Here is a 16958-nt window from a genome sequence, read left to right on the forward strand (position 1 = left end):
GGGAAACGAGATTCGAACTCGCGACCCCAACCTTGGCAAGGTTGTGCTCTACCCCTGAGCTATTCCCGCATTAAAGTTTGCAATATTATCCAAAAATTGCTTAAAATTTTATTTTACTAAAACGAATTTCAAAATATTGTAAGCCATAAAAAGATAAAATGTTAAAATCCACTTTGGGGTTATAGCTCAGCTGGGAGAGCGCTTGAATGGCATTCAAGAGGTCGGCGGTTCGATCCCGCTTAACTCCACCATAAATCTAAATACATCTATCATTATTTATACCTTAATTTATACCTTACTGCAAAAATAACTTTTTACCAAAAAAATAAGATACCAATATGTAAAAATTTAATAAATAATTGATATTAAGACCCTTATCAACATTAGTAAAAGTTAATAACTAAAAAATAATTTTATAAATTTTTATCTTGCTTTAACAAAAAATAAAATAATATTCGCTATTAAAATTCAAAGGAAAAAAATGTTTTTAAAACGAGGAAAAATCATCTTCAACATCCACCTAATAATCGGACTAATTGCGGCTATTCCGCTAATATTTATGACTCTTTCAGCACCATTTGCGTCTTATAGAGAAGAGATCAAAAGTGCGATAAATAAAAATTTTATAAACCTAGTTCCTAGCGAAAAAACAAATTTAAGTTTAAATGAACTCCTAGCTAAAGCAAAAAGTGAGATTCAATTTGATACGCTTGAAAGCTTACAAATAGGTGGAGCAAATGAAGCTTATCGTATAAGCATTACAAAGGATAAAAAACAATTAAATTTCTTCATAGATCCAAGAAGTGGCGAAGTTATTAGTGAGGACTGGGGTGAGAAATTTCGTATCATTATATTAAGTCTTCACAGAAATTTAGGCCTTGCTTTACTTGATAGCAAAGTACCAGCCAATATCGGCAAACAAATAGTTGCTATTAGCTCTATCATCATGGCTCTGCTTGCTATCAGTGGCCTCATCCTCTACGCCCCAGCGATCAAGCGAAATTTCTTAAATTCGCTAAAAATCAAGCCAAACGCAAAAGGCTACGCCTGCTTTTACAACCTCCACACGAGCCTTGGCACCTACGTGGCGATCTTGCTTGTAGTGATGTCGCTAACTGGTCTTTACTGGTCTTATGACTGGGTCAGAAGCAGTGTAAATAGCATATTTTTTGACCTAAAGCCAAGCGAGATGAAAAAGTCTATGCCTCAAAGAAATTTGATCCCAATAAGCGATGGGAAATTTAAAGAGATAGAGACTGCGGAGCAAATTTTTAAAGAAAATGTCACGCTAGATCTAAAATCCCTCACGATAAACGTTCCTGAAAACAACCAAAGCACCTATACTATAAACTACGAAACTAGCGAGAGCCAAGTGGGCAAACTAAAGCTTGACGCAAGCGCTGGCAAGATCAAAGAGAATAAACTTGTTAGCAAGAGTGAAAGCATCCCAGAGGCTAAAAAGGCGGGTCGAAAGGTGCTTAGCTTGCACACTGGAGAGATGTTTGGCGAGATTGGCCAGGTCGTCTTTGCTGTATCATGTGTGATCGCAGTTTTACTAATAATAACTGGCTTTTTGATGACCATAAAAAGGACTAAGACGCTCTAAATAAAAGTAAATTTTTACCTTGCTTTGGGTAAGATTTTAAGAAATTTTTACCACAAACAAGAGAGAAATTTATGAACAGAAAACGCATATACAACCCAAGTTCAAATGAAAATTTGACCGACAGAAGAGTCTTTAACGGCAACCCACACGGCATTTTAAATTTCACCAAGGCAAAATACGAGTGGGCGTTAAAGCTTTGGGACCTGATGGAGGCAAACACTTGGTTTCCAAAAGAGGTCGACACCACAGACGACGTGCGCGACTACGCCTACAACCTCACAGAGGCTGAAAAGCGCATGTATGACCTCGTCTGGAGCCAGCTCATCTCGATGGATAGCTTTCAGACAAACAACCTAGCAGATAACATCAACCCTTACATCACCGCGCCAGAGATCAACGCCGTGCTAAGCCGCCAAGCCTACGAAGAGGCAAACCATAGTAAGTCTTACGCCGTCATGGTCGAGGCGATCTGTGACAATACCGACCTCATCTACGAGATGGAGAAGCACGACGATGTATTGCGTGAGAAAAATGACTACATCTCAAGCGTCTACGAGGAGCTTGCAGGCGAAGTGACTGATGAGAAGCTACTTCTTGCGATGGTGGCAAACCAAATTTTAGAGGGTATCTACTTTTACAGTGGCTTTACAGCGATCTATGCTCTAGCTCGCGCTGGCAAGATGCTAGGCTCAGCGCAAATGATCCGCTTCATCCAACGCGACGAGATCACGCACCTACTTTTGTTTCAAAACATGATAAATTCGGTCCGCAAAGAGAGACCTGACCTCTTTACGCCTGAGACTGAGGCAAAAATTTATGATATGTTTGAAAAAGCTGGAAATTTAGAGATCAAATGGGGCAAATACATCACTCAAAACCAGATCATGGGCTTTACAGACGACATAATCGAGCAATACATCCACTACCTCATCGACCAACGTCTAGTTGCGATCGGCCTAAAACGCAAATACAACGTCGCTCACCCGATCAAATGGGTCGATGACTTTGCGAAATTTAACGACCAAAAGTCAAATTTCTTTGAAGCAAAGGTGACAAACTACAGCAAGGGAAGTATCAGCTTTGATGACTTTTAAAAATGGCATCTTAGCCCTTTTCTGCGTACTTTTTGTTGGGTGTGCGAGTAGCAATCAAAGAATAATTGATCAAGCAAATAAAAATAATCTCGAAAATTTCTACGCCTACAAGCTTGTCAAGATAAAAGAGACAAGCCAAGCGGAAATCTATCAAGAGATGCCAAATGGCGAACTTGCACCAAGTTTCGCGCCACTAGGATCCGTTCTAGGAAATGACGTGATGCTTGGCATAAACAAGCAGTGTGGCTTTGAAGCAAAAGACCTAAAAGAGGTAAGAGTAGTTTCACATGATGAGGCTAGAGGTCTTGGCTTCGAGGTTTGGGTTTTTAACGATCCACTCTCGCAGCGCGATGACAAAATCACAGCTATAAGCGTTATTTTAAAAGCTACACCAAACATCGGTGGCACGGATATAAACTGCAAAATTCCAAAAGACTGCCATGATGAAAAACCTATGACATTTGTATTTGGAAAATAAATGAGCGAAAATTTAAACCTAATAAGCCTAACTTTAAAGACAAAAAGTGCTACTGAGCGGCTAGAAGAGCTTGCAAATTTAGTTGAGGCTGCGCCTGAAAATTCACTCTTGCTTGCAAGCGAGCTTTGCATCAGCGGATATGACTTTGACGGCTTTTTTGCTGGGGCAAACAAGGCGATGCTTGGTGGCATGATAGGCAGCTTTGATGCGATGCTGCTTGAGCGCTTGCAAGAGGCACTTAGCCCTGATAAATTTCTAGGTTTTACGCACCTTAGCAGCCTAAACAAAAGCGCAGGCCTAGCTCAAATTTCAAATCTAAATCCGCACCAGCCAAAAATTTATAACGAATTTTTGCTTCTTAACTCAAATAATGTCTTTCATTCACAATTTAAAGCCGAACTTTTTAGGCCAAATTTAGAGCATGAAATTTTTGCCGCTGGCGATGTGAGCGAGATAAATGCCTTTGATTTTAGAGGGCTAAAGCTTGGGGTGCTAATATGCTTTGAACTACGTGATAGCACACTTTGGGCAAAGCTAAAAGGATGTGATATCATCATGGTACCAGCCATGTGGGGCAAGGCAAGAGAGGAAGCCTACCTTAGCCTTTGCAAGGCACTTGCGATCGCAAACAACTGCTATGTCATGATCTCAAGCTCTCTTGCATTAGAAGTTGCTGGGGTATTTTTACCAAATGGCACACTTGTTAAAGAGACGATATTCGATGCAAATTTAATAAAAGAGATCAAAACAAATTTAGGAATTTTATAAATTTTAAGATAAGTTTTAAATCGTATAATAACTATTTAATTTTTATTTAGGATATAAATTTTGACTCAACTAGAAGCGATAAAATGCCAAAATTTGGCTAGCGATATAGCCGATGAGATCACGTTAAGCCCACTTTTGTTCGATGCGATAGCTACCACTGAGCGCGAAATTTTTGTACCAATCACTGCACATGCTTATAAACTTGACGCTCAGCCGATACTGGGCAATCAGTGGATCAGCTCGCCACTAACTGTGGCAAAGATGACAATGGCACTAGAATGCGAAAATATGGATAACATCCTAGAGATAGGCTGCGGCAGTGGCTATCAAGCAGCTATTTTAAGCAAACTTGCACATAGAATTTTTAGTGTCGAGCGAATAGAGAAGCTAGCCATGGAGGCAAAAAGACGCTTCGAGGCACTAAAAATAAAAAACGTGCACGTAAGGTATGATGATGGCAACAACGGCTGGCGAAGCTATGCGCCATTTGATCGTATCTTGCTCTCGGCAGCTGCTGATGAGATCTCGCCAAATTTATTTAAGCAGCTTAAAAATGGTGGAATTTTAGTAGCTCCAATGAAAAAAGATGGCAAGCAATTTATCGCTAAATTTAAAAAAGATAAAGATGGAAATTTAGAAAAAGAGTACTTGGATGAGTGCCTTTTTGTGCCACTTCTTGAAGGTAGAGAGTAGCCCAAAATAAGGCAAAGCCTAAGCCTTGCCCTAAAGGTTAGAATTTATAAGTATAGCCTGTATAAATTCCTATAGTTGTATCTCTTAGCTGAGCTCCGCTATTTTTCTTATAAAAGGTCTTATCAGCTTTTAAGCCAAACTCGATCGCGTTATGTTCATCAAATGAGTAGATACCGCCCGCTTTTGCGCCAACTAGTAAGCCTTTGAAATTTTTCTTACTTGTTTCGTTATTAAATCTCTCTCTAACGCTCAAGTAGCCAAGACCTGTGTATCCACCAAGAACGGCTTTAAAATTCTCAGTGATATTTGGCGTATAATCAACACCGCCTAGAAATTTATGCTTACTCCATTTTGCATCTGACTCACCAGCATTTTTCCTAGCTTTAAAGTCATAATAATAACCGCCATAAGCTCTATAGCTGTCAAAATCATAACCGCCATAAAAGCCAAGACCATAGTGACCTTTTTTGAAGTTATTTTTCTCACTACTTGCTATGTTTTTTGTTTTGATTTTTGAGTTAAACGAATAATCACCCTCACCACCAACAAATGCACCTTGAGCTAGTGCAGCTGAGCTTACCAAAGCTAGAATCAAGCTTGATTTTACAAGTAAATTTTTCATACCTCTCCTTTAAAAAATTTCTGAGATTTTACATCTAAGCTTTTAATCTATATAAAATTTAAATTTAATAAGAAATTTTATACCAAGTGCCGATTTATTACTAATAGTAAATGTAGTAAGTATAAGTATTATTAAGAAGATAAGAGCAAAAATACTTAAATTTAGCACGGCTTTAGGGCAAATCCTAAGCCCGCAGCCATGCCAAATTTATTAAGTTACGCCCTAAAAATGTACCTTAAATTTCGCCCAAAAGCTTCTGCCAGGCTCATAAAGCCTCGTGCCGTTTGGGATAGTTTCATATCCTGCGATACCGCCGCCGTAGCCGCCTTTTGAGTTATGATAGGAGTATTTAGCGTCGTTTAAATTTTCGGCCGCTAGCAAAAATTGATAATTTTTATATTTATAGCCCGCGCTTAGTCCTAGCGTCCAGAAGCTATCACTCTTGCCAAGATCCATACCGCCCACGTCGCCGTAGCCTTTTTGCGCGCGTTTTTGCGATGCGTTAGCGTAGAAATCGGCTTTGACGAACCAGTCTGGCTTTTCTAGGCCGGCACTTAGTTTAAACGTTAGAGGCGAAACCTTAGGCAGTGCGTCGCCGTCTTTTAGGCCGCCCGCATTTTTAGTCACTTTGCCGTAGACGTAGGATACGCCCGCCCCCAGCCTAAACATATCGGCTAGTAGCGTATCGCCCTCGATCTCGCCGCCGTATAGTAAAGCATCGGTATTAAATACGTTTGAAGACATACCCATAGGGTTATACTTTATCATTATGTAATCATCCATCTTCGAGACGAAGAAATTCGCGTTTAGCTCGTAGTTTCTATCTTTTAGCACGGTACCGAAGTCAAGCTGAGTGTTTCTTTCTTTATTTAGCTTAAGATTATCGTCTTTATTCGTTTCCCAGTGATCCGGTAACCTTTGCGCGTGGCCTAGTCCTGCGTAGAGCGTTAAATTTTGCAGATATTTTTCGTATCTAAAAAAGCCTGAGAATAAATTTTCTTTCCTACTCTTATGCGTTTTTAACAGTTTTCTCTCGCCCGCGTCCAGCCTAAGTCCGCCAAAAAGCCCGTAGTCGTTTTCAAGGACGTATTCGTTTTGAGTGTATATCGTTTTATACGTTACCTTACGCTCTTTTACGTGCGGCTTTGATAGGGCGGCATCCATTTCGGCTTTAGATACGCCGGCCATACCGCTTCCGGCGCCTCGCCATTTAAACGTATCTTGAGAGTATCCCGCGCCGATGAAGCTGGTTAGATTATCGAAATTTAACTCGCCTTCTAGCTTAAAGCCGTACATATCGCGTATCGGGTGACTGATGCTATATCCCTTACCGCGTCCAACGCCCGGTACCACCGGACGCATGGTGAAGTTGTCCATTATGTGATCGATTTGATGATAGTACGAGCTTAGTCTAATCCTGTGCTCGCCGACGTCTTGTTCAAATTTTAGTCCGAAAGACTTGCGGTCAAACTGCACGCCGTCTCTCATCCTATCGGCATACGCCGCTTCTCCATTACCCAGGTCCGCGCTTAGCTGCAATGCAGTAGTCTCCGTGGGCGTTAGCGTACCCACGAGCGAAACGCTGTTGCGTTTATAGTGCGTATGCATTTTCTGTCCGTCGCCGCTTTTATAATCGCCGCTCTGGTAGTGTCCGCCGGAAATTTCTAAGCTGCCCAGCTCGTTGCCCGCCGCTACGTCTGCAGCAGTTTCAAATCTTCTAAAACTGCCGCCCAGCACGCTTACGTTTCCTCCGAAGCTCGGTTTTGACAGCCTTGCTATCTCTCTATCGAAAAATATACCACCGCTAATGAGCGCGCCGTATCTGACGTCTTGCGGGCCTTTTACGATACGAACCGAACTATAATTTTGCGCCGAGATGTAAGTGATGGGCGTATCCATTCGCATGCCGCAGCCGCCGTTTAGCGTGCTACCGTCGATTAGCACCGGCAGTCTGGCCGCCGTCTGCGAGCGGTAATAAACCTCGCTGCCGCCTCCGCCCTTGCGCTCCATCGTAAAGCCGCTCAAATTTAAAAGCGATTTAGCAATGTCGCCGTTTTCTAGTATCGCGCCTTTGCCTACTATTTGAGCCTTTGTCGGTTCGTCAAGAATGGACTTTTGTATCTTTGCGGAAACGGTAACCGGAGCCAGGTCTATCGTTTCTTCAGCACCAAGCATTAAATTTGGTACTAAAGCAAATGCTAAAACGTAAGAAATTTTCATGTTTAGTCCTATGAAATTAATATTTAAAATTAAAATTAAAGCAAAAATGAACTTAAATAAAGTATAAATATTTATATAACATTAATTTTACAATACAGAAATTTGAGTCAAATAGTATTATTTTAGTTGGGCTGCATTAAATATATAAAGAAACGATTTTGGCGAATTAAAACCGAAGCAATCTCGGTTTTATTAAAATTTTAGCATTATAAAACCGAGATAAAATTTATAAAATCTCTTTTATGAGTAGCTGCGGGGTAACAAGTCCGCGGAATGAATTTTTTGATATACAAAAGATAATATCTATCATCTCGCCCACTCTAGCGTGTCTTGTAAAGTTAAAAAATAGAGCCTCAAGTGTTTTATTATCCTTTTGCAAGATGAGCTTTAGGTGATTTTGATCTCTTCCTATAAGTCTTTCGTTTTTAACAAGAGCATTTTTTATTTTAAAGACTGGACGTGGATTTTTCTGTCCGTACGGCTCATAAAATTCTAAAATTTCAAGCAGTTCAAAGTCTATCTCGCTTGGCATTATATCGCCAAGTAGCTCGTCCGAGCTTTTGCACTCTTGCATATTTAGGCATGAGCAACTTTTATTTACCGCTTCTTTAAATTTCACCAAATTTTCAGGCGCAAGTGTAAGTCCAGCCGCTCCTTTATGACCGCCGTAACTTGTTAGTAAATTTTCGTGGCTTGCTATAAGAGATAAGATATCAAGCTTACCAATGCTTCTAGCGCTGCCTTTTGCACGGCCTTTATCTATACTAAAGACGATAGCTGGCTTTGCAAAGTGCTTTGCTAGGCGGCTAGCTACGATGCCTATCACGCCCTCGTGCCACTGCTCACCCCAAGTGATGATGACTTCATCGTCTTCTTTTACGTCCTTTAGCGAGCACTCAAAGAGTTGGCGCTCCTCCTCTTTTCTGGAGTTGTTAAATTCGATAATGGTATCAAGGTAGTTGTAAGCCTCCTCGATACTTTTAGCACGTAAAAAGTTAAATGAATTCATCGCATCGTCCATACGTCCGGCTGAATTTATAAGAGGAGCTATAAGAAAGCTAATATCATCGCACTCAAATTTTTCCTTACCATAAAACTCTTTTATAGCATGAAATGCGGAACGCTTAGACGCATTTAACTTGCAAATACCAAGGCGAACAAGCATTCTATTCATATCTCTTAGCTCCATCATATCAGCGATTATCGCGATAGCTAAAAGCTCTAGAAATTTGCTCATATCGTAGTTTAGCTTGCAAACATCCTTTAACGCTCCAACCAAATACCAAGCGACCTCAGCGCCACAAATTTCGATATTTGGGAAGTTGCAGTCTTCTTGCTTTGGATTAATAATCGCATAAGCTTCTGGAAGAACAGCTGGAGGCATGTGATGATCAGTAATGATAAGATCGATGCCTTTTTCTTTACAGATAATGGCCGCATCGTTTGCAGAGATACCGTTATCAACGGTGATAATCAAGCTTACATCGGCTGAGAGTTCGTCTATTATCTCAGGATTTAGCCCATATCCATCTTTAAATCTATTTGGAATTTTTACTAGGTAGTCTTTCACGCCAAGATCATCAAAAAACTCGGCCAAAATTACGCTCGAAACAACACCATCAACATCATAATCGCCCACAATGGCTATGCGCTCGTTTTTTTCGATCGCTTCTTTTATGCGATTAGCGCCTTTGTATATATCTTTTAAAGCACTTGGTGTCGGAATTTCACTAATTTTTTTATGTATGTCGTTACAAAATCTATGCGCTAGTAAATTCCTTATATCCTCTTTATTTAGCATGGTTTTGGTAAGAATTTTTGAAGAACTTACCAACTTTATTTAATGCCACTTGTTCACTTAAATTTACACCCATATTGCCAAAAATTTGGCTATAAAAATACTTCTTTTTCATCGCAATCTTTCGTCTTTATTTTGAATGCTTGGATTATATCTTTTTGAAATTTAATTTCTTATAATTTTAAATGAAAGTAAGATTTTAGGGCTCATAGCAAGCTTAAAAGCTTTGTTAAATTGATAGTCTTTACAAATTTAACCCGCCAAAAATAGTAAGTATTAGCAAAAATTTATACAATTAAATTTATAAATTTTTAAATGCTTTATGTCATAAAGTTTAAACCATTTTTGTAAAAATTTATTCTAAATTTCGCAAAAACTCCGCGTATTCTCTAGCGCCGCGTTCTATTTCGCTGTCGCTTGATACGTAGTCTACGCCCGGAGTCTCCTCGGCGCCATAAAATGCGAAAAAGTCGCGGTAATTGGCGTGAAAATAGTATTTAAACGCAAGCTCAAACGGCGTAAGAACCTCGCGCAAGCTAAAATGATAGCGTCCTTGCGGGCGGTAGTCGCTCTTTTTGATGCCTGCGGTCACGGCTAGCGCCACCTTGCGCCCCGCTATGCCGTCCGAGCCGCGTCCGTAGGCAAAACTATGCGTCATCACCGCGTCGATCCATGATTTTAAAATCGGAGGGCAGGAGAAGTTGTGAAGCGGAAACTGCAAAACGAGGGCGTCGTGGACTCTGATGAGCTCTTGCTCGTGCGCGGCGTCGATACTTTTGCCCCTGTAAACCTGTATCAAATCATGAACACTAAAGCGCTGCGGCTCTTTGAGAGCCTCTTGCAGAAGGCGTTTGTTTATGACTGAGTTTTGGATATCAGGGTGGGCTAAGATGATTAGGGTTTTCATTTTTCTCCTTAAAAATTTATAGAAAGAAGTGGGATTTATTTGATAAATAATTTAATAAAAACAGCAAAATTTTTAAAATAATTTTTAGAGCCAGATGGCTCTAAATTTAAGATTTGACGTTTTCTAAACTTGCCTTTATAAAGCCTAATATCACAGGATTTGGTTTAGTTAGACGGCTAGTAAATTCAGGGTGACACTGCACGCCCACAAACCATGGATGGCCTTTTAGCTCGATAGCCTCTATCAGTCCATCGCTCTCACCACTTACCAAAAGACCATTTTTCTCAAAAATTTCTTTATATTTTGGATTTGCCTCGTAGCGGTGGCGGTGACGCTCTTTTACGCTCTTTGCATTGCCATAAATTTCAGCTAGAAGTGTCTTTGGTTTTATCTCACAGTTGTATGCTCCAAGCCTCATCGTGCCGCCAAGTGGGCTTGTGTGCGTTCTTATCTGTTTTTTGCCGTGAGCGTCGATAAAGCTATCTATTAGATAAATGATAGGGTTTTTACACTCTTTGTTAAATTCCATAGAATTTGCATCTTCTAAGCCCAAAACATCCCTTGCAAACTCAATGAGTGCTAGCTGCATACCAAGGCAAATTCCAAGATAAGGGATCTTATTTTCACGAGCAAATTTTATAGCTTGCATCTTGCCTAAAACGCCCCTTTCACCAAAGCCACCAGCGACTAAGATACCATCAACGTCTTTTAAAAGCTCATTTACATTGTTCTCTTCTATCTTTTCGCTATCTATCCAGCGTAAATTTACCCTAGCGTCTAAATTTGCTCCAGCGTGAATGATGCCCTCAGTTAGGCTCTTGTAGCTCTCTTTTAGGTCGATATATTTACCCACAAATGCTATTGTAGTTTCATTTGTTGGAGCGATTATCCTTTTTACTAGGCTATCCCACTTTGCCATGTCTGGCTTTAGCTCATTAAAGCCTAAATTTTCAGCGATTGGAGTTAGTATGTCTTGCTTTAAAAATGAAAGTGGGATTTGATAGATACTTGCGCTGTCTAAGCTCTCTATGACACAATTTTTCTCAACACCACAGCTTGCTGCGATCTTATCTTTTAGCTCGCGGTTTAGTGGCATTTCAGATCTGCAGATGATGATGTCTGGTGTTATACCTATACGTCTTAGCTCGCCTACGCTATGCTGGGTTGGCTTTGTCTTTAGCTCGCCAGCTACTTTGATAAATGGTACAAGCGTTAGGTGAATATTTAGTGCTCTTTTTTTACCAACTTCTACTCTTAGCGCTCTTATCGCCTCTAAAAATGGTAGTCCCTCGATGTCGCCAACGGTTCCACCGATCTCAACGATGAGCACATCTTTGCCCTCGCCTGCTTTTTTGATGCGATCAACGATCTCACCAACGATGTGAGGGATCACTTGAATAGTCTTTCCAAGGTAATCGCCTCTTCGCTCTTTTTCTATAACAGAGCTATAAACTCTACCCGTTGTGAAGTTATTATCTTGACTTAGGCTCTCATCTAAAAATCTCTCATAATGTCCCAAATCCAAATCTGTCTCTGCACCATCATCTGTAACAAAAACTTCGCCATGCTCTAGCGGGCTCATCGTGCCAGGATCTACGTTGATATATGGATCAGCTTTTAAAACACTTACTTTTAGTCCGGAATTTTTTAAAAGAGTCGCGATAGACGCAGCTGCGATGCCTTTTCCAAGTGAGCTTAAAACGCCACCTGTGATAAAAATATACTTCGTCTCTTTTGCCATTAAATTTCCTTAAATTTATTTATTTTTTAATTGCGGATTATACCCCTTAAATATTTAGTAAGGCATTAATCGTATAAATTTTAAAAATTATTCTTTAAGTCTTTTTGTTATAGACTTCAAGAACTATGATAAAAAACTACCTAAACATCATTGCCTCTTTATATATAGAGGGCTTTAAAAACATGAAAATAGGCAAAAAATTATGGCTTCTCATAATAATAAAGCTTATCATCATGTTTGGAATTTTAAAAGCCTTTATCTTTAACGAGACTCTAAATACCAAATTTCAAACCGACGAAGAAAAAAGCGAATTTGTAATTCGTAATTTAATAAAGGAATAAAATGTCTGAGATGGATTTTGTTGATTGGTCTAGGGCTCAGTTTGCGCTGACTGCCATTTACCACTTTTTGTTTGTCCCACTTACTTTGGGGCTAAGTTTTATCATCGCCATTATGGAGACGATATATGTCAAAACTGGCGATAAAGCATGGCTTGAGATAACGAAATTTTGGCTAAAGCTCTTTGGTATAAATTTCGCTATCGGTGTGGCTACTGGCATCATCATGGAGTTTGAGTTTGGTACAAACTGGGCGAATTACAGCTGGTTTGTAGGCGACATCTTTGGCGCTCCTCTTGCGATTGAGGGCTTGCTCGCATTTTTTATGGAAAGTACATTTTTTGCCATTATGTTTTTTGGCTGGGAAAAGGTTAGTAAGAAATTTCACCTGCTTTCAACTTGGCTTGTCGCGATCGGTTCAAATTTAAGCGCGCTTTGGATCTTAATCGCAAATGGCTGGATGCAGTATCCAATAGGCATGAAATTTAACCCAGATACCGCCAGAATGGAGATGGAGAATTTCTTTGAAGTTGCGCTAAATCCTCTTGGCATTAGCAAATTTTTACACACAGTAACTAGCGGCTACACTATCTCGGCCATTTTTGTGATAGGAATTTCTGCTTGGTTTTTAATCAAAAAACGCCACATCTTGCTAGCTAAAAAAAGCATCGTCGTTGCTAGCGCATTTGGCCTTATCACTTCGGCATTTTTGTTACTTAGTGGTGATGAGAGCGCATATTTTGTAGCTCAAAAGCAGCCTATGAAGCTAGCAGCCATGGAGGGACTTTATAAGGGCGAGAAAAACGCTGGTTTAGTTGCCGCTGGTATTTTAAACCTAGCTAAAAAGCTTGGCGACGAGAGCGAGCCATTTTTGCTTGAGATAAAGGTGCCTTACGCACTTGGCATCATGGCAAACAGAGAGCTTGACTCATTTACACCAGGTATAAATGACCTACTTTATGGCAATAGCGAACATAATCTCATTAGCGTTGAAGAAAAGATGGCAAAGGGTAAAGTAGCTATCGAAGCTCTTAAAAACTACAAAGAGGCTAAAAAAGCAAATGACGAGAGCTTGATGAAAAGCTCACTTTTAAATTTAGAGAGCAACCTAAATTTCTTAGGATATGGCTATCTTAAAGACGCAAAAGAAGCTGTGCCACCAGTTGCACTTACATTTTATAGCTTCCATATCATGGTCGCTCTTGGCACTTACTTCATAGCTCTTTTTGCTATCACTCTTTATCTAAATCTCTCAAGAAAATATAAATTTGAAAACATAAGAGCATTTTTGTGGATCTGCCTCTTTACTATACCGCTTGGCTACATCGCAGCTGAAGCTGGCTGGATAGTAGCAGAGGTCGGTCGTCAGCCATGGGTGATACAAGATCTCATGACCGTTGGCGTTGGAGCTACGAATTTAGCAGACTCAAATATCAAAATTTCATTTATATTATTTGCTGTTTTATTTACGGTCTTGCTGATAGCCGAGATCAAGATCATGCTTAAGCAAATAAAGATAGGATTTAACGACCATGCATAGTTTAGGTTTAGAAAATTTACAAATTTATTGGTGGTTTATAGTTAGCCTTCTTGGCGGACTTTTAGTCTTTATGATGTTTGTTCAAGGCGGCCAGTCGCTCATCTTTAGCCTTGGCAAGGACGAGCTTAAAAAAGATATGCTCATAAATTCTATCGGTAGAAAATGGGAGCTTACATTTACGACGCTTGTTATGTTTGGAGGCGCGTGCTTTGCGGCGTTCCCACTATTTTACGCTACTAGCTTTGGTGGTGCCTACTGGGTTTGGCTGGCTATTTTATTTTGCTTTATCATCCAAGCTGTAAGCTACGAGTACCGCAAAAAGCCCGATAACTTCTTAGGCGCTAGAACTTATGAAATTTTCCTTTTCATAAATGGCTCACTTGGCGTTATTCTTATTGGTATGGCTGTTAGTACATTTTTTAGCGGAAGCGACTTTGTGCTAAATGAGCATAATTTTGTCGAGTGGAAGACTCCATTTCGCGGCCTTGAAGCTTTGGCAAATCCTTACTTATACTTGCTTGGCATAGCGATGTTTTTCCTGTCTCGCATAGGTGGCTGCTTATATCTTATGAATAACATCGCTGATGGCGAATTTATACAAAACGCTAGAAAACAGCTACTTATCAACACCGTGCTATTCTTGCCATTTTTTCTAGGATTTCTTGCTTGGGTGCTTACAAAAGACGGCTTTGCATACGACGCAAATGGCGTAGTTAGCCTTATGCCTTACAAATACGCTATAAATTTGATCGAGATGCCTATCGTCGGTATATTGCTTCTTGTTGGCGTTGTTTTGGTACTTGTTGGAATTTTCCAAGGGGCATTTACAAAAAGCATTCGTGGAATTTTTGCTTATGGCGTTGGCGTAACGCTAGCTGTAACCGCGCTATTTTTGATAACAGGACTAAATGGCACTGCATTTTATCCGTCATTTAGCGACCTTGCTAGCTCGCTAACTATCAAAAACGCAAGCTCTAGCCACTATACACTTGGCGTTATGGCCTATGTTAGCTTGCTAGTACCAGTAGTGCTTGCTTATATCATCGTCGTTTGGCGAGCGATAGATAGCAAGAAGATCACACAAGATGAGATCAAAAACGATCATCACGCATACTAAGGATAAAAGATGTTAGAAGCAGGAATTTTTTTGATACTTTGGCCAGTGACACTATTTGCTAGCTATAAATTTGTTCTTTTTTCTCTTAAGAAATTTGATGCAAATAACTAAAATTTAGGGGCATTTGCTCCTAAATTCTTCTTTTTATTTTTACCCTTTAAAACAACTCTTTTATAAATTTATTTAAGCCACTTTTCATATAAGCGTTAGTTCTGTGTGAAATTTGGGTAGTAAGATATCATTAAATTTTATTAAAGGAGCGAAAATGAGCAAGAATTTCTTAGGTTCTGTTGCCCTTGCGACTGTTTTGGTTAGTGGTCTTAGTATAGGCATCACGCCACTAGAGGCTGGAGTCCTGGCTCATCACGTAAAGGTTCAAGGTGAGCTTGGATCAGTCTTTATAAATCCTTACGACGTATCGCCTCTAACTGCTATCATCGATAGAGCTGGCAAAGACATCAAAGATATCCATGTCAAAGTAAAAGGCAAGCCAGATGGCGGCATCGACATCGACTACAACGTCTCAGAGCATGCCCTGCTTACGCATGATGGCGTGCCTATTTGGGGCCTTTATCCTGACTATCTAAACGAGGTCGTGCTTAGCTACACATTTAATGGAGCTAAAAAGGTAGAAACATATAAAATTTACGCCCAGCCTATCGTCACATATAGCCGTGATTTTAGATTTTCTCACATGCAAAAGACTCGCGTCAAAAAGGTCGATCCTGCCTTTAAAAACAGGCTCTATCTCATAAATAATACAATTACAAGCGTCTATAAACCGCTTGATTGGAAAAATGGTGGAGCTGCTAGCTGGAACGACTTTACCGAAAACTACATCGTAGATACCAAAGGTGAGGTTAGATGGTATCTTGACTATCAGAAATTTTACGACCGCAGCGAGCGCAGAGTGATGGATGGAGGCATGATGATGGGCTTTCATCAGCTAAAAAATGGCGATATCAGCTTTGGTATGGCTCAAAGATATCTAAGATATGACCTTATGGGAAAAGAAATTTACAACCGCCCACTTCCAAGAGGCTACATTGATCTAAGCCATGAAGTTATGCCATTAAAGGATGATCACGCACTTCTTAGGGTTGGCAAATACAACTACCACCACAAAGATGGCAAAATTTCTCACACTATAAGAGACCACATCATCGAGGTCGATAGCACCGGTAAGGTGGTCGAAGAGTGGGATCTAAATGAAATTTTTGGTAACAACGTCTACCGCAGCAACCTCATAAAAGCGCTTGATGCAAGAGCTGTTTGCCTAAATATCGACATGGATGCAAAAGAGATAAAGATAAGCGACGATCAGCCATTTGGCGACATCACCTCTACTGGTACAGGTAGAAACTGGGCTCACGTAAACTCTATCTCATATGATGAGAGCGACGATAGCATCATCCTCTCACTTCGCCACCAAGGCATCGTTAAAATCGGACGTGACAAGAAAGTAAAATGGATACTAGCTTCGCCTGAGGGCTGGAGTGAAGAATTTAAAGCCAAAGTGCTAACTCCAGTCGATAGCAAAGGCAATAAGATAAAATGCGAAAACTCAAAATGCGAGGGCGAATTTGACTGGTCATGGACTCAGCACACCGCATGGCTAACGCCAAGATACGACAACAAAGGCAGCATAAAACACCTAAGTGTCTTTGACAATGGTGACGCAAGGGGCATGGAGCAGCCAGCCTTTAAAGAGGATAAATACTCTCGTGCGGTTGAGTACAAGATAGATGAGAAAAAGGGCACGGTTGAACAAACTTGGCAGTTTGGCAAGGAGCGTGGCTTTGACTTTTATAGCGCAGTTACTAGCAACGTCGAGTGGCAAAAAGATAAAAATACCTACTTCATCTCAAGCTCAAATGTAAATTTGCTCCGTCCTGACAAGACTATCAAAATGGTCTTAGTTGAGATCGATCCAAAGACAAATGAGATCAAATTTGAGATGGATGTGGACTCTGCTTCAAGAGATGATGTTGCTTATAGGGCGATGGTTATTGATCCGGAGGTATTTAGTTATTAGC

Annotated in this window: 15 protein-coding genes and 1 tRNA gene; 10 read left to right on the plus strand and 6 right to left on the minus strand. The window is 40.3% G+C overall.

Features of this window, described 5'->3' with window-relative positions:
- Positions 1 to 175 precede the first annotated feature (175 nt).
- From ATCC51562_RS08825 to ATCC51562_RS08850, 6 genes are all read left to right on the plus strand, one after another.
- Positions 176 to 251 (plus strand) — tRNA-Ala (locus tag ATCC51562_RS08825).
- A 230-nt stretch (positions 252 to 481) separates the two neighbouring features.
- Positions 482 to 1606: a PepSY-associated TM helix domain-containing protein gene (locus tag ATCC51562_RS08830; RefSeq protein ID WP_021091907.1), complete on the plus strand. Its 1125-nt coding sequence runs from the start codon at positions 482 to 484 to the stop codon at positions 1604 to 1606.
- Between the two features lie 71 nt (positions 1607 to 1677).
- Positions 1678 to 2700, plus strand: coding sequence for a ribonucleotide-diphosphate reductase subunit beta (locus ATCC51562_RS08835; RefSeq protein WP_009494790.1), 1023 nt, complete (start codon positions 1678 to 1680; stop codon positions 2698 to 2700).
- Positions 2687 to 3178, plus strand: a complete 492-nt coding sequence (locus ATCC51562_RS08840; RefSeq protein ID WP_200862434.1) for a hypothetical protein — start codon at positions 2687 to 2689, stop codon at positions 3176 to 3178. Before ATCC51562_RS08835 ends, ATCC51562_RS08840 begins: the two co-directional genes overlap by 14 nt.
- On the plus strand, positions 3179 to 3946 hold the full coding sequence (locus tag ATCC51562_RS08845) for a carbon-nitrogen hydrolase family protein (protein WP_021091929.1): 768 nt from the start codon (positions 3179 to 3181) through the stop codon (positions 3944 to 3946).
- 60 nt (positions 3947 to 4006) lie between these two features.
- Positions 4007 to 4639, plus strand: coding sequence for a protein-L-isoaspartate(D-aspartate) O-methyltransferase (locus ATCC51562_RS08850; RefSeq protein ID WP_021091902.1), 633 nt, complete (start codon positions 4007 to 4009; stop codon positions 4637 to 4639).
- A gap of 37 nt (positions 4640 to 4676) precedes the next feature.
- Here the strand turns inward: ATCC51562_RS08850 and ATCC51562_RS08855 are convergent, their stop codons facing one another.
- From ATCC51562_RS08855 to ATCC51562_RS08875, 6 genes are all read right to left on the minus strand, one after another.
- Positions 4677 to 5261, minus strand: a complete 585-nt coding sequence (locus ATCC51562_RS08855) for an outer membrane protein (protein ID WP_021091931.1) — start codon at positions 5259 to 5261, stop codon at positions 4677 to 4679.
- 222 nt (positions 5262 to 5483) lie between these two features.
- The gene (locus ATCC51562_RS08860; RefSeq protein WP_021091894.1) at positions 5484 to 7481 is read right to left on the minus strand and encodes a TonB-dependent receptor domain-containing protein; all 1998 of its coding nucleotides are present in this window, start codon (positions 7479 to 7481) and stop codon (positions 5484 to 5486) included.
- A 226-nt stretch (positions 7482 to 7707) separates the two neighbouring features.
- Entirely contained in the window at positions 7708 to 9282 is a 1575-nt protein-coding gene (gene recJ, locus ATCC51562_RS08865; RefSeq protein WP_021091924.1) for a single-stranded-DNA-specific exonuclease RecJ, read from the minus strand.
- Complete coding sequence (locus ATCC51562_RS09915) at positions 9272 to 9394, minus strand: hypothetical protein (RefSeq protein ID WP_021091888.1); 123 nt, start codon at positions 9392 to 9394, stop codon at positions 9272 to 9274. Before ATCC51562_RS09915 ends, recJ begins: the two co-directional genes overlap by 11 nt.
- A 240-nt stretch (positions 9395 to 9634) precedes the next feature.
- Entirely contained in the window at positions 9635 to 10186 is a 552-nt protein-coding gene (locus ATCC51562_RS08870; protein ID WP_021091932.1) for an NAD(P)H-dependent oxidoreductase, read from the minus strand.
- A gap of 106 nt (positions 10187 to 10292) precedes the next feature.
- Positions 10293 to 11927: a CTP synthase gene (locus ATCC51562_RS08875; RefSeq protein ID WP_021091928.1), complete on the minus strand. Its 1635-nt coding sequence runs from the start codon at positions 11925 to 11927 to the stop codon at positions 10293 to 10295.
- 125 nt (positions 11928 to 12052) lie between these two features.
- On the opposite strand from ATCC51562_RS08875, the gene ATCC51562_RS08880 reads away from it, so the two are divergent.
- The 4 genes from ATCC51562_RS08880 to ATCC51562_RS08895 all read left to right on the plus strand — a co-directional run bounded on the left by ATCC51562_RS08880 (position 12053) and on the right by ATCC51562_RS08895 (position 16957).
- Positions 12053 to 12268 carry a DUF4492 domain-containing protein gene (locus ATCC51562_RS08880; protein WP_021091886.1) on the plus strand — a complete coding sequence of 72 codons (216 nt, stop codon included), beginning with the start codon at positions 12053 to 12055 and terminating at the stop codon, positions 12266 to 12268.
- 1 nt (position 12269) lies between these two features.
- Positions 12270 to 13805 (plus strand): cytochrome ubiquinol oxidase subunit I, encoded by a 1536-nt coding sequence (locus ATCC51562_RS08885; RefSeq protein ID WP_021091906.1) that lies wholly within the window; start codon positions 12270 to 12272, stop codon positions 13803 to 13805.
- Positions 13798 to 14922, plus strand: a complete 1125-nt coding sequence (locus ATCC51562_RS08890; RefSeq protein WP_021091895.1) for a cytochrome d ubiquinol oxidase subunit II — start codon at positions 13798 to 13800, stop codon at positions 14920 to 14922. The genes ATCC51562_RS08885 and ATCC51562_RS08890 overlap by 8 nt, the downstream gene beginning before the upstream one ends.
- Before the next feature lie 265 nt (positions 14923 to 15187).
- On the plus strand, positions 15188 to 16957 hold the full coding sequence (locus ATCC51562_RS08895) for an aryl-sulfate sulfotransferase (protein WP_021091893.1): 1770 nt from the start codon (positions 15188 to 15190) through the stop codon (positions 16955 to 16957).
- Position 16958 lies beyond the last annotated feature (1 nt).

The organism is Campylobacter concisus ATCC 51562 (assembly GCF_000466745.1).
Lineage (GTDB): Bacteria > Campylobacterota > Campylobacteria > Campylobacterales > Campylobacteraceae > Campylobacter_A > Campylobacter_A concisus_B.